The organism is Hymenobacter sp. BT559 (assembly GCF_017571525.1).
Classification (GTDB): domain Bacteria; phylum Bacteroidota; class Bacteroidia; order Cytophagales; family Hymenobacteraceae; genus Hymenobacter; species Hymenobacter ginsengisoli.
On the sequence record NZ_JAGETY010000001.1, the window covers coordinates 591,773 to 607,886 of the forward strand.

Genomic DNA, 16,114 nt, shown 5'->3' on the forward strand with positions numbered 1-16,114 from the left:
AAAGCGGCGGCTACTGCCCACCCAGCCGGCGCGGCCACCCTAGCAGCCGCGAGGTGAGCAGCGGCACCCCAAACGTGGCAATAGTGAGCACTGTGAGGCCAGCATCGGCGGCTTCGCTGTCGAGAAAGTCGCTGACCGGGTGGCCCGGCGCAAAGTGTTTGAGCAGCGACAGCACCAGCTTGAGACCCAGCACGCCTATCACTACGAAAGCCGCCGTTTCGAGAAAGGGGTACTTGCCCATCAGCCCCACGAAGGCCTGCGCCACCAGCCGCATGGCCAGAATACCGATAAACACGCCGGCGCAAATAAGAATCAGGTTGTTGCTAAACGCCACCACCGCAAACACGTTGTCGATGGAAAACGCCACATCCATCAGCTCTATGACGGCCACGGTGGCCCAGAAGGGGCCTAGCAGCCCGATGGTGCTGCGGTAGAGCCAGCTCTTTTGTTTATCGGGCCCGTGCTCTTCTTCGGGCTTGGTGGCCCGGAAATAATCGAAGCACAGATACAGCAGGTACAAGCCGCCCAGCGGCTTCAAAAACCAGAAGCCTACCAGGTAGGAGGCAAATACCAGGCATAGGCCCCGAAACAGGTAGGCGCCAAAAATCCCGTAGCGCAGCGCCTGCTTACGCTGCGCGGCGGGTAGGTCGCCCACCAGCGTGGCTAGCACGGCGGCATTATCCACCGAAAGAAGGCTTTCGATAACTATCAGATTACCAACTACCGCCAACGAAGGCAGCGGGTGGTCAAGAATGTCCTGCAGCTGGGCGTACATAGAATAAGTGCGCAGAATTTGGAGGAAGGGAAGAATAAATATTGCGCAGCTAATACCCGATTCGCGGTCCAGCTTCCTCTTTTTAACGTATGTGGCCCCAAAACTGCGACAAAATCCTGGCATCCGCGCATGATAGTGAACCCCATCCCGACTGGCTGGCAAATAATCTACCAACAGGCGCATGCCTTACTGGCGGCGCAGCTGGCCTGGCACTGGCCCCCTTTTTTGGCGGCCGACCGCTGGGTGGGCCTGCTGGCCGCTACCGCGCAGCACGACGATGAGCAGGAGGCCTGGCACGGGCGCGGCGGCCACCACGGCCTTACGCCGGCCGGTGCGCCAGCCAATTTTACGCAGGTGCCTTTTTCGATTGAGCAGGCTACCAATGTGCTGCACGCAGCCCGCTTTCAGGGGCGCTGGCGCAGCCTGCTCACAAGCCTGCACCTGAGCACCTTGTACGAGCCGCTGCGCGGCAGTAGCGACGATATCACAAGCTTTCTTGACGAGCTGCGCCAGCGCCAGCAACGCTGGCTCAAGGAGCTGAACCTAACCAAGGCCAAGGCCCACCAGGCCTACGACCTGTTGCACTGGTGCGACCGGCTTTCGCTCATTTTGTGCCGCAACGAGGTGCCCGAGATGGGCCGCGCGCTCGAAATTTATCCGGACCCGCTGGGCCATGGCCACCGCACCGCGCACGTGGTGCGCCAGCCCGATGGGCCCGGTACCCCCATCCGGATAAGCCCCTGGCCTTTTGCTGATAAAGAGCTGATTGTGACCGTGGAGGCCAAGGTATTGCACCAGTTGCAGTTTCGCGACGATGCCGAGCTGGCCATTGCCTTGCACTACTGCCCCACCCAAACGCTAAGCTGGACTTTACGGGCCGAGTAGTCAATTTACTCAGGCATTTTTCGGACATAATAGCGCGCCGCCCCGTATGGGTGCCTAGTACTTCGTGCCGAGCGGTGGCCGCGCAGCGGCTGGCCCGGCACCCTAACAGCTACCTGGATGGCGCGCTACAAATTTTCCGACATTCTTTCGCTGGTCAAGGCTACGGCCACCGAGTTCAGCAATAATAACGCCTTCCGCCACGCGGCGGCGCTATCGTACTACACCATTTTTTCGCTGCCACCGCTGCTGCTCATCGTCATCACCACGGCTAGCGCCATTTATGGTGGCGAGGCGCTCACGGGCCAGATTTATGGCCAGATAAAAGGGCTGGTAGGGGCCGATGCGGCGGCCTTCCTGCAGGAAAGTATTGCCAAGTTTACCTTGCAGCAGAAGGGCACCCTGGCTACCGTAATCGGGGTAGGCACGCTCATTTTTGCGGCCACCACCTTCTTTGTGACGCTGCAAGACAGCATCAACGACATCTGGAACCTGAAAGTAAAAACTGAGGGTATCGGCATCGGGCAGTACTTACGGCAGCGCGTGCTGTCGTTTGGGCTCATTCTGAGCGTGGCACTATTGCTGCTCACTTCCTTCGTAGTCAGCGCGTTGCTTAGCGTTTTTACGGGCTACCTGCAGCGGCTGCTGCCCGATATTGGCCTCATCGCCATCAAGCTGGTCGATGTAACTTTATCGCTGGTGGTTACTACGCTGCTCTTTGGCATGATTTACCGGTTTCTGCCCGATGCCATTATCCGCTGGCGCGATGTGGGCATTGGGGCGTTCATTACGGCCGTGCTGTTTATTTTAGGTAAGTACTTGATTTCTTTTTACATCTCGAAGTCGGACCCCGGCTCGGCATTTGGGGCAGCGGGCTCGGCTATTGTGCTACTGGTCTGGATTTACTATTCCTCGCTCATCGTGTTTTTCGGGGCCGAGTTCACGCAGGAGTTTGCCGATGCCTACGGTCAGAAGGTGCAGCCCCGCTCCTACGCCGTGCGCGTCGAGCTGAAAGAGATACCGGCCGGCGAGTCGGATGCCGAAAAGGCTACCGGCCGCCCGCCAAGCACTGGTAGCTGGGGGGGCTAGCCAAGCGGAGGCTATCGAATCTTGGCTACTATTGGATGAGAAGTAGCCTTGGTAGAGCGCTGGCGTAAAGTCAGATGTTGAAAGGCCGGCAGCTAGGATAACTCGCATATTAAGAGGCGTATAGCCACGGTCGGCCTCAGCGAAAGGGCGCTTGCCAGCGTCCTGGGGGCGTCAAAGAGCCCTTGCAACCAACGCAGGTCGGGTCAGAATCTTTACGCAGTCGGCTAGCCCCTTCGTGGCAGCGGCACCCTCATCTTATGCGTAAAGCTTTTACTCTTATTGCCTTGGCTACCTGCTCGGCCCTGGCCGCCCACGCCCAGCGGCCGGCGCTGCCCGGTGCGCCACAGCCCCCAACAAGCCCGGCACCAGCCAGCCCGGCGCTGCCGCCCATGCGCACGGCCGAGCTGCCTGCCGCCAGTGTCATCGGCCACCCCGGGGAGGTTATCGGCCAGACGTATAGTGTAGAAACGGTAGGGGGCACCCAGTTTAGCGGAATCCTGCGGGCGGCTAGCGAGGAAGCGTTGACTTTCGAAACCCGGGAGCTGGGCGTCGTCACGCTGCAGCGCGTCAGCATGCGCCAGCTTACGGCCCAGACGCCCGAGCAGGCGCGGCACGGCTTCGATTATGTGGGCAACAGCACGCACATGTTTCTGGCTCCTACTGCCCGCAACCTGCACCAGGGCGAAGCTGAGGCGCAGGTTATCAATATCTTCCTGGGCAGTATCAACTACGGCATTACCGACAATATTTCGGTAGGCCTGTTGGTGCCAGTTATCCCCTTCGTTGGAATACCTGCCGTGGCCATCACCCCCAAGGTGAGTGTGCCGGTAAGCGATAAGCTGCGGGTAGGCGCGGGGGTACTGTACGGCTTTACCACGGGCGTCTTTGGTAGCCAAACCGAGAGTGGTGGCCTGGGCTACGGGCTAGCCACCTACGGCACGGCCGATACCAACCTCACGCTCGGCCTGGGCTACGGCTTTGCCGGCGGCAGCGTCGGTAGCTCACCGGTAGGCGTGCTAGGAGCCAACGTGCGGCTGTCGCGCCTGTTCACACTGGTCAACGAAACCTATGTGGCCGGCTTCAACAATGGCGGCGGCTTTGGGGGGCTAGCGGGCCTGCGCTACGCTACGCCCCGCTTTAGCGGCAGCCTGGGAGCGCTGTATTATAACTCGCGCAACGGCAGCGGCCTCTACCCGGCTTACCTCGACGTGGCCTTCCGCTTTGGCAAAATAAAGCTGCGGTAGCGGCTGGTTATCAGCCGTTTCAGAGAAGGCGGTTGCGCGCTAGGCCGCCTCGGCCTTCTCCTTGTTGGCTAGTTGGCCGCAGGCAGCGTCGATGTCTTTGCCGCGGCTGCGGCGGATGTTGGTTTGCACGCCGCGGTCGGCCAGGTATTTGTGAAAGGCCGTGATTTTGTCGGCCTCCGCGTTCTGGTAAGCCGCGTTCTCGATGGGGTTGTACTCGATGAGGTTAATCTTGCAGGGCAGCCACTTTGAGATAGTGTATAGCTCGGCGGCATCCTCTAAGCCATCGTTAAAATTCTCGAACACAATGTATTCGTAGGTGACTTTGCGGCCGGTTTTCTGGTGGTAGTACTGCAGTGCATCCTTGAGGGCCGCCAGCGAGTTGGCCTCATTGATGGGCATAATCTCGTTGCGCTTGGTGTCGTTGGGCGCGTGCAGGCTCAGGGCGAGGTTGGCTTTCACGTCATCGTCAGCCAGCTTCTTTATCATCTTGGCGATGCCGGCCGTGCTGATGGTGATGCGACGCGGAGCCATGTTGAGGCCATCGGGCGCCGTGATGCGGCGCACGCTTTCCACCACGTTGGCGTAGTTGAGCAACGGCTCGCCCATGCCCATGTACACGATGTTGGTGAGCGGCGTGCCGTACTGCGCCTCGCACTGCTCCCGGATGCGCACCACCTGGTCGTAAATCTCGGCCGCGTCGAGGTTGCGCTTGCGGTCCATGTAGCCGGTGGCGCAAAACTTGCACGTGAGCGAGCAGCCCACCTGCGACGAGATGCAGGCCGTCATGCGCGTGTCGTGCGGGATGAGCACGCCCTCCACAATGTTGCCATCGTGCAGCCGAAAGGCCGACTTGATGGTGCCATCGTTCGAGAGCTGCTGGTTTTGCACGGCCACGCCGTTTATCACGAAATGCCGGGCCAGCAACTCGCGGGTGCTCAGCGAGATGTTGTTCATTTCCTCAAACGAGCCAGCCGTGTTTTTCCACAGCCACTCCGTCACCTGCTTGGCGCGAAACGGCTTTTCACCGTGCTCCACCATGAACGCCTTGAGGTCGTCGGGCGAGACTTTGCGGATGTCGCGTTTAGCGGGGGCGAGTTCGAGTTCCAGTAACATAGTGCAAAGATACAAACAGCCAAAGCGTTGGGTTCCCGTTTGGTAGGAGGGCTAGCTACTTTGTGCGTTGCGGCTTAGGTGATAAGCTAAACGTTACGGGCACTGTGTACCCGCAGGTAACAGGTTTGCCAAATTGCAAACAAGGCTTAAATCGAGGCAAGTTGCAGACCGCTTGCACAGCAGCGGCGTCACAATCGGGGCGAAATCCTCTCCAAATGCGGGTATCCGTAACTATCCCCTGCGGGGTGATGGTAAAACCAACAAATACCCGGCCTTCTGCCCGCGCACGCTTGGCTTGGGGCGGATAGACAAGTCGCTGTTGCACCGCTGCGACAATAGCTGCCCCACCGCCGCCACTTAGCAATTCCGGGCTTCTTTCAACTGGGTCAACGATAGTGCCTGAGGCTGTTTGAGCTAAAACCAAGTTGCTGGCAAGAGCAAAGCTGCTGGTAAGCAGCCATCCAATTAGGTGTCGCATAAGAACGTTAGACAGTTGTTCTTACGCAGATGCCAGATACTCTAAGAATACATAAACTGGCCAATTACAAGCTCAACACCACTGAATAAAATTCCGGCAAAAGTGGCTGCACTCAGCCAATCCTCATTTGCCGCCGCCTATCTTCGCTACTATAAACTTTAGGGGTGCTTTGCGCGAGCAAGGCTGAGACGATACCCTCCGAACCTGAACCAGGTAATGCTGGCGAAGGGAAAAGTACTGGACCGCTTTGCGGCTGCCTTACGGGGCTAGCCGTGGCTGGCGCCGCCTATTGTTTAGGACCTTTCCATTGCCCCAGCTAATTTTAGTTGCATGGTCTGCTACGTAAACAATTCAGCCCACGAAGCCACTGAAAACCAGCCGCTCGCCGAGCTGCTGACCGCCCTGGGCCAGGCCCAGACGCGCGGCCTCGCGGTGGCCGTCAACGACACCGTGGTACCTCGCGCCGAGTGGGCCAGCCACGCCGTGCAGCCCCACGACCGCATCCTGCTTATCCGTGCCACCCAGGGGGGCTAGGCGCGTGCCAGCCTCTTTTCTACCCCATCCAGCCCACGATGAAGAAAAAAGACCAAGCCCCCCAGCAGACGCTGGTGGAGCGCCAGCCCCTCACCGGCTCGCGCAAGATTTATGTGCCGGGCAAGCTCTACCCCAATATCCGGGTGGCGATGCGCGAAATCGCGCTGGCCGACACCGAGCGTAAGTTCGATTTCGGCTTCCCGTCGGAGCAGAACGCGCCCGTGACGGTGTACGATACCAGCGGCCCCTACACCGACCCTAGCGTAGCCATCGACCTCAAAAAAGGCCTGCCGCGCTTGCGCGAAAGCTGGATTCTGGAGCGCGGCGACGTGGAGCAGCTAGCCGGCACCACCTCCGACTACGGCCAGCAGCGCGCCGCCGATAATAGCTTGGACCACTTGCGCTTCGAGCACATTGCAGCCCCGCTGCGCGCCAAGCCGGGCGCCAACGTAAGCCAGATGCACTACGCCAAAAAGGGCATCATCACGCCCGAGATGGAGTACATCGCCATCCGCGAAAACCAGCGCTTCGACGAGCTGCCCGCCGATGACCCGCTGCGCACGCAGCACCGCGGCCACAGCTTCGGGGCCAACACGCCCGAGGGCCATATCACGGCCGAGTTTGTGCGCCAGGAAGTGGCCGCTGGCCGGGCGGTTATCCCTAGCAATATCAACCACCCGGAGAGCGAGCCGATGATTATTGGGCGCAACTTCCTGGTTAAGATTAATACCAACATTGGCAACTCGGCCGTCACGTCATCCATTGAGGAAGAAGTAGATAAGGCCGTGTGGAGCTGCCGCTGGGGTGGCGACACGCTCATGGATTTGAGCACGGGCAAGAACATCCACGAAACCCGCGAGTGGATTATTCGCAACTGCCCCGTGCCGGTGGGCACGGTTCCCATTTACCAGGCCCTGGAAAAAGTAAACGGCAAGGCCGAAGACCTGACCTGGGAGCTGTTCCGCGACACGCTCATTGAGCAGGCTGAGCAGGGGGTGGACTACTTCACCATCCACGCGGGCGTGCTGCTGCGCTACGTGCCCATGACCGCCAAGCGCGTGACCGGCATTGTGTCGCGCGGGGGCTCCATCATGGCGAAGTGGTGCCTGGCGCACCACAAGGAGAGCTTCCTCTACACGCACTTCGAGGAGATTTGCCAAATCATGAAGGCCTACGATGTGGCCTTCTCGCTGGGCGACGGCCTGCGCCCCGGCTCCATCGCCGACGCCAACGACGAGGCGCAGTTTGCCGAGCTGGAAACGCTGGGCGAACTCACCAAAATTGCCTGGGCCCACGATGTGCAGGTGATGATAGAAGGCCCCGGCCACGTGCCCATGCACCTCATTAAGGAGAACATGGACAAGCAGTTGAAGGAATGCCACGAGGCGCCCTTCTACACGCTAGGGCCGCTGACTACCGACATTGCGCCGGGCTACGACCACATCACCTCAGCTATCGGCGCCGCTATGATTGGCTGGTTTGGCACGGCCATGCTCTGCTACGTGACGCCCAAGGAGCACCTCGGCCTGCCCAACAAGCAGGACGTGAAAGACGGCGTCATCGCCTATAAAATCGCCGCCCATGCCGCCGACCTCGCCAAGGGCCACCCGGGCGCGCAGTACCGCGACAACGCCCTGAGCAAAGCCCGCTTCGAGTTCCGCTGGGAAGACCAGTTCAACCTCTCGCTCGACCCCGACACGGCCCGCGAGTACCACGACGAAACCCTGCCCGCCGAAGGCGCCAAGGTCGCCCACTTCTGCTCGATGTGCGGCCCGCACTTCTGCTCGATGAAAATCACGCAGGAAGTGCGCGACTACGCGGCTAGCCAGGACCTCACAGCCGCGCAGGTGCTGACCGAAGGGCTGCGTGAGAAGTCACGCGAGTTCGTGGAGAAGGGCAGCGAGATTTATCTGTAATCGTCTGTCATACTGAGCTTGCGCAGCATTTTCTCACGCCAAAACAAGCTCGTTCGAACCTGATAAGAGGCTGCGGAAGCTCAGTATGACAGATAAATAGTAAAAGTGACGCCTCATGCCTACCCCCCGCCCCTACGCTCTCACCATTGCCGGCTTCGACCCTAGCGCCGGTGCCGGTGTGCTGGCCGATGTCAAGGCAATGGAGGCTAGCGGGGTGTATGGCCTGGCGGCCTGCACCGCCCTCACGGTGCAGAACGATGTGGCTTTTGAGCGAGTGAGCTGGGTGGGGCTGGCCGATATTCAGGACCAGATTCAGCTCCTCTTGGTACGCTTCTCGATTCGATTTATCAAAATCGGGCTAATTGAAAGCTTGCCGGTACTGTTGGCGTTGATTCAGTGGCTAAAAGCCTATCAACCAGCCGCGCGCATCATCTGGGACCCGGTGCTGAAAGCCACGGCCGGCTATGAGTTTCACGCCCAGCCCGATGCTGCGCTACTCCAGGCCATCTGCTGTGAGCTGGCGCTCATCACCCCCAACCAACCCGAGGCGCTGCGGCTCCTCCCTGCCGCTAGACCCGAGGTGGCAGCTGCGGCGCTGGCCGCCTGGTGCCCGGTGCTGCTGAAAGGCGGCCACGCCGAGGGCGACTTTGCCACCGACGTGCTGCTCATGCCCGAGGTGCGCCACACGCTGGCTAGCCCCCGCCTGCCGCGCGGCGAGAAGCACGGCAGCGGCTGCGTGCTTTCGGCAGCCATTCTGGCCCGGCTAGCCTTGGGCGATTCCCTGCCCGAAGCCTGCCGCTTGGGCAAGGCATACACGGCCGCGTTTTTGGGCAGCAACGACACGCGGCTAGGGTACCATTCTATAGCTAAAAACCATGACAATTAGCAACCTGCACTACATCACTACGACCGCCCAGGCGGCCGAGCTGGCCTGCCGGGGCGGCGTGCGCTGGGTGCAGCTCCGCGTTAAAAATCTGCCGGCCGCCGAGTGGCGGCAGCGCGCCCTCGACGTGCAGACCGTGTGCCGCCACCATGGCGCCACGTTCATCATCAACGACAACCCAAAGCTCGCGTTGGAAATCGGAGCCGATGGCGTGCACCTGGGTAAACAAGATATGGCACCCACCGAGGCGCGCGCCTTACTGGGGCCGCAGTTCATTATTGGCGGCACGGCCAACACTTTTGCCGATATCGAGGAGCTAGTGGCCGCCGGCGTCGACTACATCGGGCTAGGGCCGTTTCGCTTCACTACCACCAAAGAAAAGCTGAGCCCGATACTGGGCCTGGATGGGTACGCCGAAATTATGGCGCAGTACCGGGCGGCGGGTTTCACGACGCCGGTTGTGGGCATCGGGGGCGTCGAGCTAGCGGATATAGCGGCGCTAGTGGCCGCCGGCCTGCATGGGGTGGCCGTGTCGGGAGCCATTGGTGGCGCGGGTAGTCCTACGGAGGCCGCCCGGCTTTTTGTGAAAGAATTATCTGGCACTCAGTCAATAGCAAGCTTATGAAAACCCAACCGCTGGTAATTGCCGGCCGCACCTTCACCTCGCGGCTGTTCACGGGTACGGGCAAGTTTAGCTCGTCGGCCCTGATGGAAGAGGCGCTGCTAGCCTCGGGGTCGGAGCTGGTGACGGTGGCCCTCAAGCGCGTAGATGTGGCCGATGCCGACGACGATATCCTGCGCCACCTCGGCCACCCGCAGTTTCACCTGCTGCCCAACACCTCGGGGGTACGCACGGCTAAGGAGGCTGTTTTTGCCGCCCAGCTCGCCCGCGAGGCGTTGGAAACCAACTGGCTTAAGCTCGAAATCCACCCCGACCCCAAGTACCTGCTGCCAGACCCCATCGAGACGCTAAAAGCGGCCGAGGAGCTGGTGAAGCTGGATTTCGTGGTGCTGCCCTACATCCACGCCGACCCGGTGCTGTGCAAGCGCCTCGAAGAAGTTGGCGTGGCCGCCGTGATGCCGCTAGGGTCGCCCATTGGCTCCAATAAAGGCTTACTCACCAAGGAATTCCTGGAAATAATAATTGGCCAAAGCAAGGTGCCGGTGGTAGTTGATGCCGGCATTGGCGCGCCCTCGCACGCCGCCGCTGCGCTGGAAATGGGCGCCGATGCGGTGCTCGTGAACACCGCCATTGCCGTGGCCGGGCAGCCGGTAGCAATGGCTAGGGCCTTCAAAATGGCGGTGGAAGCTGGCCGCTTGGCCTACGAGGCGCGGCTAGCTGCGCCGGTGGCGCATGAGGCCGTAGCTAGCTCGCCGCTCACCGCGTTTTTGGATATGTAAACGTCTGAAAACGGTCGTCATGCAGCGCGCAGCGAAGCATCTCGCGTGCGCTCGCTAGGGATACTACTCCAACGAAGCGGGCGAGATACTTCGCTGCGCGCTGCATGACGACCGGTTTAAGGAAAATCAATACAAACAATGAGCTTTCGCCCCGTTTTTGAAGCCCACCCGTGGGACGATGTCAAGGCCAGCATCTACGCCAAAACGGCGGCCGACGTAGCGCGCGCCCTCGCCGCGCCACGCCGCACGTTGGAGGACTTCAAGGCGCTGATTTCGCCCGCCGCCGCGCCCTACCTGGAGCAGATGGCCCAAGCTAGCCACCGCCTCACGCGCAACCGCTTTGGCAACACCATGCAGCTCTACGTGCCGCTGTACCTGAGCAATGAGTGCCAGAATATCTGCACCTACTGCGGCTTTAGCTTAGATAACAAGCTGAAGCGCCGCACCTTGAGCAGCGTAGAAATGCTGGCCGAGGCCGCCGTGCTCAAGCAGTGGGGCTACGACCACGTGCTGCTCGTGACCGGTGAAGCCAACCAGACGGTAGGCGTCGATTACCTGGAAAAAGCGCTGAAAACGCTGCGCCCGCACTTCGCGCACCTCTCGATGGAAGTGCAGCCGCTCGACCAGGAAGACTACGAGCGCCTCATCCCCGAAGGCCTGAATACAGTGCTCGTGTACCAGGAAACCTACCACCAGGACGATTACAAAAAGCACCACCCCAAGGGCAAGAAGTCAAATTTTCACTACCGCCTCGACACGCCCGACCGCCTGGGCCGGGCCGGCATCCACAAAATGGGCTTAGGCGTGCTCATCGGCCTCGAAGACTGGCGTACCGACTGCTTTTACACCGCCCTGCACCTCGACTACCTCGAAAAAACCTACTGGCAAACCAAGTACAGCCTCTCCTTTCCGCGCCTGCGGCCGGCCGAGGGCCTGCTCCAGCCCAAGGTCGAGATGAGCGACCGCGAGCTGGTGCAGCTCATCTGCGCCTACCGCTTGCTCAATGAGGAGGTCGAATTATCGCTCTCCACTCGCGAAAATCCGGCCTTCCGCGACCAGGTTATCAAGCTGGGCATCACCAGCATTAGTGCGGGCTCTAAGACCAATCCCGGCGGCTACGCCGTGGCGCCCGAGTCGCTGGAGCAGTTTGAAATATCAGACGAGCGCAGCCCGGCCGAAATAGCCGCCATGCTGCGCCGCCAGGGCTACGAGCCGGTGTGGAAAGACTGGGACGCCGCGCTGGCCTGAGCAACCAGCTCGCGCCAGGTTGCCGCTGGGTTGGGGCTTTGCCAGATGCTACCCAGCACGGCCGCGCCCGCAAAGCCCGCCTCCCGCACGCGCGCCACGTTGCCCGCCGCTAGGCCCCCTAGCGCCACCACTTGCGGGCGGTAGCCGGGGCGCACGGCCAGCTTGTGCAGCACGGCTTGCACCTGGGCCAGGTCGAAGCCGCTAGGGCAGCCTTCCTTGCTGATGCTGTTGAAAATAGGACTGAGCGTCACGTAATTGTAGCGCCGCCGGTGCTGCTGCACCTCGGCCAGCGTGTGCAGCGATGCCGACACGCTGAGCCCGCCCAGCCCCCGCAGCAAGCGCGCCAGGCCGGGGGCGCGGCGGGCCGCTTCGGTGAGGTGAATGCCACCCAGGCCGTACTCGTGCGCCAGGTCGTAGTGCGAGTGAAGCACCAGCCGCGGCCGGTACTGGGGCTCGATGGCTTGCACGTAGTTGGCCAGCTCGACCCGCGACCAGCCGGGCTTGCGCACGTGCAGCCGTTGGAGGTTGGCGGCAAATAGCTGGGCTAGCCAGGGCAGCTCAACCGTTTCATCGTGGGGCGTAATCGCGAGCAGGGAGAACATAAGGCGATTAGCTAAAGTGAGCGGCGAGCTCGGGCGGCAGGGCGCGCAGCTTGCGGGTGTTGTAGTCAAAGCACAGCATGCCGGTTTTGGCGCGGGCTATTTCTTTACCTTGTTGGGTTTTAGCATGGTACACAATATCAAATCCATACTTATTCTGGTCGTTGGCGGCTAGCTCAATCCGCAGCACATCGCCGTGAAATGCCTCGCCTTTGTACTCTATCGCCACATCGACCATGATGAACCCCAGCTGGCTAGCCCCATCAAACTCGGCCACGCCGAGGCTAGCCAGGAACTGCACCCGCGCCTCGTGCAGGATGCTCAGCAAGGCATCGTTGCCGAGGTGAGCGCCGTAATTAAGGTCGGTGATGCGGACCGGAATCTCCACCGCAAAGCCAAAGCTTTCGGGCAAACTTACTTTTACGCGGGGCATTTTTTCAGTGAACAGTTAGGAATGAGCAGCGAGCAATTGGATACCGGGTCAAAAATAGAGGTGCGCACCACCGCCGACGGTTCGCCCACGCTCTACGTGCCGGCGCTGGATGAGCATTACCACTCGCGGCACGGGGCGGCGCAGGAGTCGTGGCACGTGTTTATCGAGGCGGGGTTGCGGCCACTGCTGGCGGCGGGGCTAGGGCAGACCCAGCCGCTGCAGTTGCTGGAAGTGGGCCTGGGTACCGGCCTCAACGCCTTGCTGACCCTCGAAACTGCGCAGCAAGCTGGTGCAGCTGTGACTTATGATGGCTACGAAACGCTACCGTTGCCCACCGCTGCCGTGGCGGCTCTAGCTCCGCAGTGGGCAGATTCTCTCAGGCTGCGCGCCGCTTTTACGCGTCTGCACGCCGCGCCCTGGAATGAAGCGCTAGCCCTCACGCCCTTGTTCAGCCTCACCAAGCGGCTGGCCGAAGTGCAAGCCGCCGACTTGCCCGCTAGCCGGTACAACCTGATTTATTTCGACGCCTTCGCCCCCGAAAAGCAGCCCGAGTTGTGGACCGAAGCCATTTTTGCGCAGCTTTACGCCGCTGCCGCGCCCGGCGCGGTGCTGGTGAGCTACTGCGCGCAGGGCCAGTTCCGGCGCAACCTGCGGGCCGCTGGCTGGCTCACCGAAAAGCTGCCCGGCCCGCCCGGCAAGCGCGAAATGACCCGCGCCCGCAAGCCTACGGCAGGTAGTAGCGCGGACTTTTAGTCCGCCAGTATCAGCCGCTTTCACTCGCGGACTAAAAGTCCGCGCTACTTCCAACCAGTTATGGCTACCGACTCCACCATCGAAATCTATTGCCCGCACTGCCACTGGGAGCCCGACGGCGGGCCGCACTGGCAGTGCCGTTGCGGCCACGTCTGGGACACCTTTGGAACCGCCGGCACCTGCCCGCAGTGCCACTACCGCTGGGCCGTGACGGCCTGCCCGCCCCAGCCCGGCGGCTGCGGCGTTACCTCGCCTCACATCGACTGGTACCACGGCCTGGAGGCGCTCATCGAAGAGCTAGTGGAAGAAGCCATACCCGCGCCCGCCGCCGTAGGTTGCACCCCGCATGAGTCGTAAATTTCTCGAAACCGAAAGCCCCGCCTGGGTCACCGAGGGCCTCATTACCGAGGCCCAGCGCGAGCGCCTGCTGGCCCGCTACCCCTCCGATGCCGTGCAGGCCGTGGGCCTGCTGCCGCTGCTGGGCAGCATCTTGGTGGGCCTGAGTGCCCTGAGCGTAGTAGCCGCCAACTGGCAGCGCCTGCCCACCCAGCTGCGGCTAGGGTTGCTGCTGGGTAGCCTAGTAGCCGCCTACGCGGGCGGCGAGTACTTTTTGCGGCGCGGCAACCGCCGGGTAGGCCACGGCCTTATTGGGCTGGGGCTGGTGGTTTTTGGGGCTAGCATCATCCTCACCAGTCAGCTGTATCAATTGGTGGGCTACGACATCAGTGGCCTACTGGCGTGGGTGGTAGTGGGCGTGCTGCTGAGCTATCTGTATACTAGCCAGAGCCTGGTCTTGCTGCCGATACTTATCGGGGCGGCAGTGCAAACCTATTGCACCCAGGCGCTGGGCATTTTCAGCTACACCATTATGGCGCTGGTGGCGCTGGGCAGCGGCTACCGCTGGTGGCGGCGGCCCGATACGCTGGTGGCCTCGGTGCTGGCCGTGGGGCTGCTGTGGCAGGCGGCGCTGTGGGTGGCGCTCTCGCACAGCAAAATCACCTGGTTTTTCATTCCCGCCATGCTCGTGTACGCGGCCGGCGACTGGCACCGCGACCGCCCGGCGGCCCGTGCGCTGCAAGGCCCGCCGCTCGTGGCGGCTTACCTGTTTGCGCTGGGGCTAGCCCTGTTTGGCGAAACCGACCAGTACGCTGGGCTGCTGCGCCCGCCCGTGCTGGCCTACCTGGGGGCGCTGGCGGCGGTTTTTGCCCTATCGGTGGCCGGCAAGCGGCAGCAGGGCCGACTAGCCTCGCTGCCCGATTGGCTATTGCTATTGCCGGGCTTTTACCTGCCGGGCGGGCTGCCCCTGGCCATTGCCACGCTGATGGTGCTATATGCCCACGCCGGCTCGGTGCTGGCCCGCGCCCACCGCTCGGGCGAGGCCGAGCAGCTTACGCTGGGCACGGTGCTCTTCGTAATCGCCACGATGGTCGCCTACTTTAAGCTCACCTGGGCGTTTCTCGATAAGTCGCTGTTTTTCCTCATTGGCGGCGTGCTCTTGCTCAGCCTGAGCTGGTACCTACGCCGCCGCAATGCCCAGCGCCTGGCCGCCGGCGTGGCCTCGGTGGCTTCGCCCGGCAGTGCGGCTGCTAGCCCCCCTTCGCCCCCCAAGCCACTTGCCTGATGCCCACCCGCCATACTCCTTCTCACCGCCTGTTGCTGCGGCTGCTGGTGGCGGCCCAGGTGCTCTACGTGCTGGGCGTGGCCGGCGCGGGCTACGCCACCACGGCCTACGGTCAGCATATCGCGCTGGCTACCACGCCCGTCGATTTGCACGGCTTGCAGTACGAAAGCTTTGTGCGCCTGCACTATACTGCGGCCGAAGCGCCGCTCACGGCCTGGCGTGGCCCCGCGCCGCCCCAGCGCCGCCAGGCCGTGTACGTGCTCCTCACCACCGCCCCCGACAGCCTAGCCAGCGTGGCCGGCGTGTATGCCCAGGAGCTAAAGCCCGCCGCCGGCCAGGCCGTGCTGCGCGGCTGGGTTACCGATGTATACGCCCATACCCTGGGGCTGCGCTACAACCTGGAGCGCTACTACGTGCCCGGCGACAGCCCCTTGCGCCTCGGCAAAACCGGCCCGCCGCTGCGCGTGCAGGTCAGCATTGCGCCCTGGGGCCAGGCCCGCATCGAGTCGGTGCGGCTGCTCCGGCCTACTGCCGCTCGCTAGGGGGCAGTAGCTGGCGGTCGGCGGCCGTGAGGGCGGTGAGGGCATATTTCTTTTGGCCCGTGATGTTCAGCTCATCCAGCATATCCACCATGTCGCTGTACTTAGCCTTCGGTCCGGATTTGATGAGTACCACGGGCTCGGGCAGCTGCCGGCCGCGCGCCAGCAGCGCCTGCCGTATGCCCTTTGGGCCAAAGTTGGTGGTGTGCAGCGTGGGCACCGGCACGCTGGGGTCTTCGGGCCGGGCTAGCCCAAAGTAATAGTAGGCCTGATGCCCACTACCCAGGATAATCGTCATGGCTTTGGAAGACTTCAAGGGCGTAATCTGCTCGTCCGACTGCGGCTTTGCCGGCAGTTGCAGCTGCATCACGTTGGGCTTGGCGAAGGTGGTTGTGAGCATAAAAAACGTGAGCAGCAGAAAAGCCAGGTCCACCATCGGCGTCATGTCGAGGCGGAAGCTATGCTTGCGGGCACGCGGTTTTTTGCCGGCTTTCGGGGCAGGTTGTTCGATGGCAGCCATGTGAAAAAGGACAGGAGTGAAGCCGCTACTCCGCACCACGCCGCGGCGGCGCTACCAAAAGCAGCGGCTACCCTCCCGATGCTGGG

The 16,114-nt window shown here is 61.9% G+C and carries 19 protein-coding genes and 1 riboswitch; of the genes, 13 read left to right on the plus strand and 6 right to left on the minus strand.

Annotation, left to right across the window (positions count from 1 at the left end):
- Positions 1-10 precede the first annotated feature (10 nt).
- Entirely contained in the window at positions 11-775 is a 765-nt protein-coding gene (locus J4D99_RS02490) for a TerC family protein (protein ID WP_208130096.1), read from the minus strand.
- Between the two features lie 129 nt (positions 776-904).
- Between J4D99_RS02490 and J4D99_RS02495 the strand changes: the two genes are divergently transcribed.
- From J4D99_RS02495 to J4D99_RS02505, 3 genes are all read left to right on the plus strand, one after another.
- Positions 905-1,660 carry a DUF3891 family protein gene (locus J4D99_RS02495; RefSeq protein WP_208130097.1) on the plus strand — a complete coding sequence of 252 codons (756 nt, stop codon included), beginning with the start codon at positions 905-907 and terminating at the stop codon, positions 1,658-1,660.
- 117 nt (positions 1,661-1,777) lie between these two features.
- Positions 1,778-2,746, plus strand: a complete 969-nt coding sequence (locus tag J4D99_RS02500) for a YihY/virulence factor BrkB family protein (RefSeq protein ID WP_208130098.1) — start codon at positions 1,778-1,780, stop codon at positions 2,744-2,746.
- A 257-nt stretch (positions 2,747-3,003) separates the two neighbouring features.
- Complete coding sequence (locus tag J4D99_RS02505; RefSeq protein WP_208130099.1) at positions 3,004-3,990, plus strand: hypothetical protein; 987 nt, start codon at positions 3,004-3,006, stop codon at positions 3,988-3,990.
- Between the two features lie 39 nt (positions 3,991-4,029).
- On the opposite strand, the gene rlmN is transcribed toward J4D99_RS02505, so the two are convergent.
- Positions 4,030-5,103, minus strand: a complete 1,074-nt coding sequence (gene rlmN, locus J4D99_RS02510) for a dual-specificity RNA methyltransferase RlmN (protein ID WP_208130100.1) — start codon at positions 5,101-5,103, stop codon at positions 4,030-4,032.
- Between the two features lie 55 nt (positions 5,104-5,158).
- Positions 5,159-5,581 carry an energy transducer TonB gene (locus J4D99_RS22135; RefSeq protein WP_208130101.1) on the minus strand — a complete coding sequence of 141 codons (423 nt, stop codon included), beginning with the start codon at positions 5,579-5,581 and terminating at the stop codon, positions 5,159-5,161.
- Between the two features lie 150 nt (positions 5,582-5,731).
- A riboswitch (TPP riboswitch) is annotated at positions 5,732-5,829 on the plus strand.
- An 82-nt stretch (positions 5,830-5,911) separates the two neighbouring features.
- Between J4D99_RS22135 and thiS the strand changes: the two genes are divergently transcribed.
- The 6 genes from thiS (at position 5,912) to thiH (ending at position 11,563) form a co-directional block, all read left to right on the plus strand.
- Positions 5,912-6,115, plus strand: coding sequence for a sulfur carrier protein ThiS (gene thiS / locus J4D99_RS02520; protein WP_208130102.1), 204 nt, complete (start codon positions 5,912-5,914; stop codon positions 6,113-6,115).
- Between the two features lie 38 nt (positions 6,116-6,153).
- Complete coding sequence (gene thiC / locus J4D99_RS02525; RefSeq protein WP_208130103.1) at positions 6,154-8,031, plus strand: phosphomethylpyrimidine synthase ThiC; 1,878 nt, start codon at positions 6,154-6,156, stop codon at positions 8,029-8,031.
- Positions 8,032-8,146: 115 nt separating this feature from the next.
- Positions 8,147-8,917 (plus strand): bifunctional hydroxymethylpyrimidine kinase/phosphomethylpyrimidine kinase, encoded by a 771-nt coding sequence (gene thiD / locus J4D99_RS02530; protein WP_208130104.1) that lies wholly within the window; start codon positions 8,147-8,149, stop codon positions 8,915-8,917.
- Complete coding sequence (locus J4D99_RS02535; protein ID WP_208130105.1) at positions 8,907-9,539, plus strand: thiamine phosphate synthase; 633 nt, start codon at positions 8,907-8,909, stop codon at positions 9,537-9,539. Before thiD ends, J4D99_RS02535 begins: the two co-directional genes overlap by 11 nt.
- Positions 9,536-10,315 carry a thiazole synthase gene (locus J4D99_RS02540; protein ID WP_208130106.1) on the plus strand — a complete coding sequence of 260 codons (780 nt, stop codon included), beginning with the start codon at positions 9,536-9,538 and terminating at the stop codon, positions 10,313-10,315. Before J4D99_RS02535 ends, J4D99_RS02540 begins: the two co-directional genes overlap by 4 nt.
- A 138-nt stretch (positions 10,316-10,453) precedes the next feature.
- On the plus strand, positions 10,454-11,563 hold the full coding sequence (gene thiH, locus J4D99_RS02545; protein WP_208130107.1) for a 2-iminoacetate synthase ThiH: 1,110 nt from the start codon (positions 10,454-10,456) through the stop codon (positions 11,561-11,563).
- Here the strand turns inward: thiH and J4D99_RS02550 are convergent.
- On the minus strand, positions 11,521-12,165 hold the full coding sequence (locus J4D99_RS02550; protein ID WP_208130108.1) for a thiamine phosphate synthase: 645 nt from the start codon (positions 12,163-12,165) through the stop codon (positions 11,521-11,523). The two genes, thiH and J4D99_RS02550, sit on opposite strands and share 43 nt — an antisense overlap.
- A gap of 7 nt (positions 12,166-12,172) precedes the next feature.
- Entirely contained in the window at positions 12,173-12,595 is a 423-nt protein-coding gene (locus J4D99_RS02555) for a thioesterase family protein (protein WP_208130109.1), read from the minus strand.
- Between the two features lie 21 nt (positions 12,596-12,616).
- Between J4D99_RS02555 and mnmC2 the strand changes: the two genes are divergently transcribed.
- The 4 genes from mnmC2 to J4D99_RS02575 are packed head-to-tail and all read left to right on the plus strand — an operon-like array spanning position 12,617 to position 15,511.
- Positions 12,617-13,348: a tRNA (5-methylaminomethyl-2-thiouridine)(34)-methyltransferase MnmC2 gene (gene mnmC2, locus J4D99_RS02560; RefSeq protein ID WP_208130110.1), complete on the plus strand. Its 732-nt coding sequence runs from the start codon at positions 12,617-12,619 to the stop codon at positions 13,346-13,348.
- Between the two features lie 60 nt (positions 13,349-13,408).
- Positions 13,409-13,705: a hypothetical protein gene (locus J4D99_RS02565; RefSeq protein ID WP_208130111.1), complete on the plus strand. Its 297-nt coding sequence runs from the start codon at positions 13,409-13,411 to the stop codon at positions 13,703-13,705.
- On the plus strand, positions 13,695-14,969 hold the full coding sequence (locus J4D99_RS02570; protein ID WP_208130112.1) for a DUF2157 domain-containing protein: 1,275 nt from the start codon (positions 13,695-13,697) through the stop codon (positions 14,967-14,969). The genes J4D99_RS02565 and J4D99_RS02570 overlap by 11 nt, the downstream gene beginning before the upstream one ends.
- Entirely contained in the window at positions 14,969-15,511 is a 543-nt protein-coding gene (locus J4D99_RS02575; protein WP_208130113.1) for a GDYXXLXY domain-containing protein, read from the plus strand. The genes J4D99_RS02570 and J4D99_RS02575 overlap by 1 nt, the downstream gene beginning before the upstream one ends.
- Here J4D99_RS02575 and J4D99_RS02580 read toward each other — a convergent pair.
- The gene (locus J4D99_RS02580; protein WP_208130114.1) at positions 15,495-16,028 is read right to left on the minus strand and encodes an ExbD/TolR family protein; all 534 of its coding nucleotides are present in this window, start codon (positions 16,026-16,028) and stop codon (positions 15,495-15,497) included. The genes J4D99_RS02575 and J4D99_RS02580 overlap by 17 nt on opposite strands.
- Positions 16,029-16,114 lie beyond the last annotated feature (86 nt).

Excerpts from the sequence above, each read along its gene's own strand:
- J4D99_RS02490 (WP_208130096.1), bottom strand. The coding sequence starts at position 775 with ATGTACGCCCAGCTGCAGGACATTCTTGACCACCCGCTGCCTTCGTTG.
- J4D99_RS02565 (WP_208130111.1), top strand. The coding sequence starts at position 13,409 with ATGGCTACCGACTCCACCATCGAAATCTATTGCCCGCACTGCCACTGG.
- J4D99_RS02500 (WP_208130098.1), top strand. The coding sequence starts at position 1,778 with ATGGCGCGCTACAAATTTTCCGACATTCTTTCGCTGGTCAAGGCTACG.
- J4D99_RS02550 (WP_208130108.1), bottom strand. The coding sequence starts at position 12,165 with ATGTTCTCCCTGCTCGCGATTACGCCCCACGATGAAACGGTTGAGCTG.
- J4D99_RS02575 (WP_208130113.1), top strand. The coding sequence starts at position 14,969 with ATGCCCACCCGCCATACTCCTTCTCACCGCCTGTTGCTGCGGCTGCTG.
- J4D99_RS02535 (WP_208130105.1), top strand. The coding sequence starts at position 8,907 with ATGACAATTAGCAACCTGCACTACATCACTACGACCGCCCAGGCGGCC.
- J4D99_RS02580 (WP_208130114.1), bottom strand. The coding sequence starts at position 16,028 with ATGGCTGCCATCGAACAACCTGCCCCGAAAGCCGGCAAAAAACCGCGT.
- thiH (WP_208130107.1), top strand. The coding sequence starts at position 10,454 with ATGAGCTTTCGCCCCGTTTTTGAAGCCCACCCGTGGGACGATGTCAAG.
- J4D99_RS02555 (WP_208130109.1), bottom strand. The coding sequence starts at position 12,595 with ATGCCCCGCGTAAAAGTAAGTTTGCCCGAAAGCTTTGGCTTTGCGGTG.
- J4D99_RS22135 (WP_208130101.1), bottom strand. The coding sequence starts at position 5,581 with ATGCGACACCTAATTGGATGGCTGCTTACCAGCAGCTTTGCTCTTGCC.
- J4D99_RS02505 (WP_208130099.1), top strand. The coding sequence starts at position 3,004 with ATGCGTAAAGCTTTTACTCTTATTGCCTTGGCTACCTGCTCGGCCCTG.
- thiC (WP_208130103.1), top strand. The coding sequence starts at position 6,154 with ATGAAGAAAAAAGACCAAGCCCCCCAGCAGACGCTGGTGGAGCGCCAG.
- rlmN (WP_208130100.1), bottom strand. The coding sequence starts at position 5,103 with ATGTTACTGGAACTCGAACTCGCCCCCGCTAAACGCGACATCCGCAAA.
- thiD (WP_208130104.1), top strand. The coding sequence starts at position 8,147 with ATGCCTACCCCCCGCCCCTACGCTCTCACCATTGCCGGCTTCGACCCT.
- thiS (WP_208130102.1), top strand. The coding sequence starts at position 5,912 with ATGGTCTGCTACGTAAACAATTCAGCCCACGAAGCCACTGAAAACCAG.
- J4D99_RS02495 (WP_208130097.1), top strand. The coding sequence starts at position 905 with ATGATAGTGAACCCCATCCCGACTGGCTGGCAAATAATCTACCAACAG.
- mnmC2 (WP_208130110.1), top strand. The coding sequence starts at position 12,617 with ATGAGCAGCGAGCAATTGGATACCGGGTCAAAAATAGAGGTGCGCACC.
- J4D99_RS02570 (WP_208130112.1), top strand. The coding sequence starts at position 13,695 with ATGAGTCGTAAATTTCTCGAAACCGAAAGCCCCGCCTGGGTCACCGAG.
- J4D99_RS02540 (WP_208130106.1), top strand. The coding sequence starts at position 9,536 with ATGAAAACCCAACCGCTGGTAATTGCCGGCCGCACCTTCACCTCGCGG.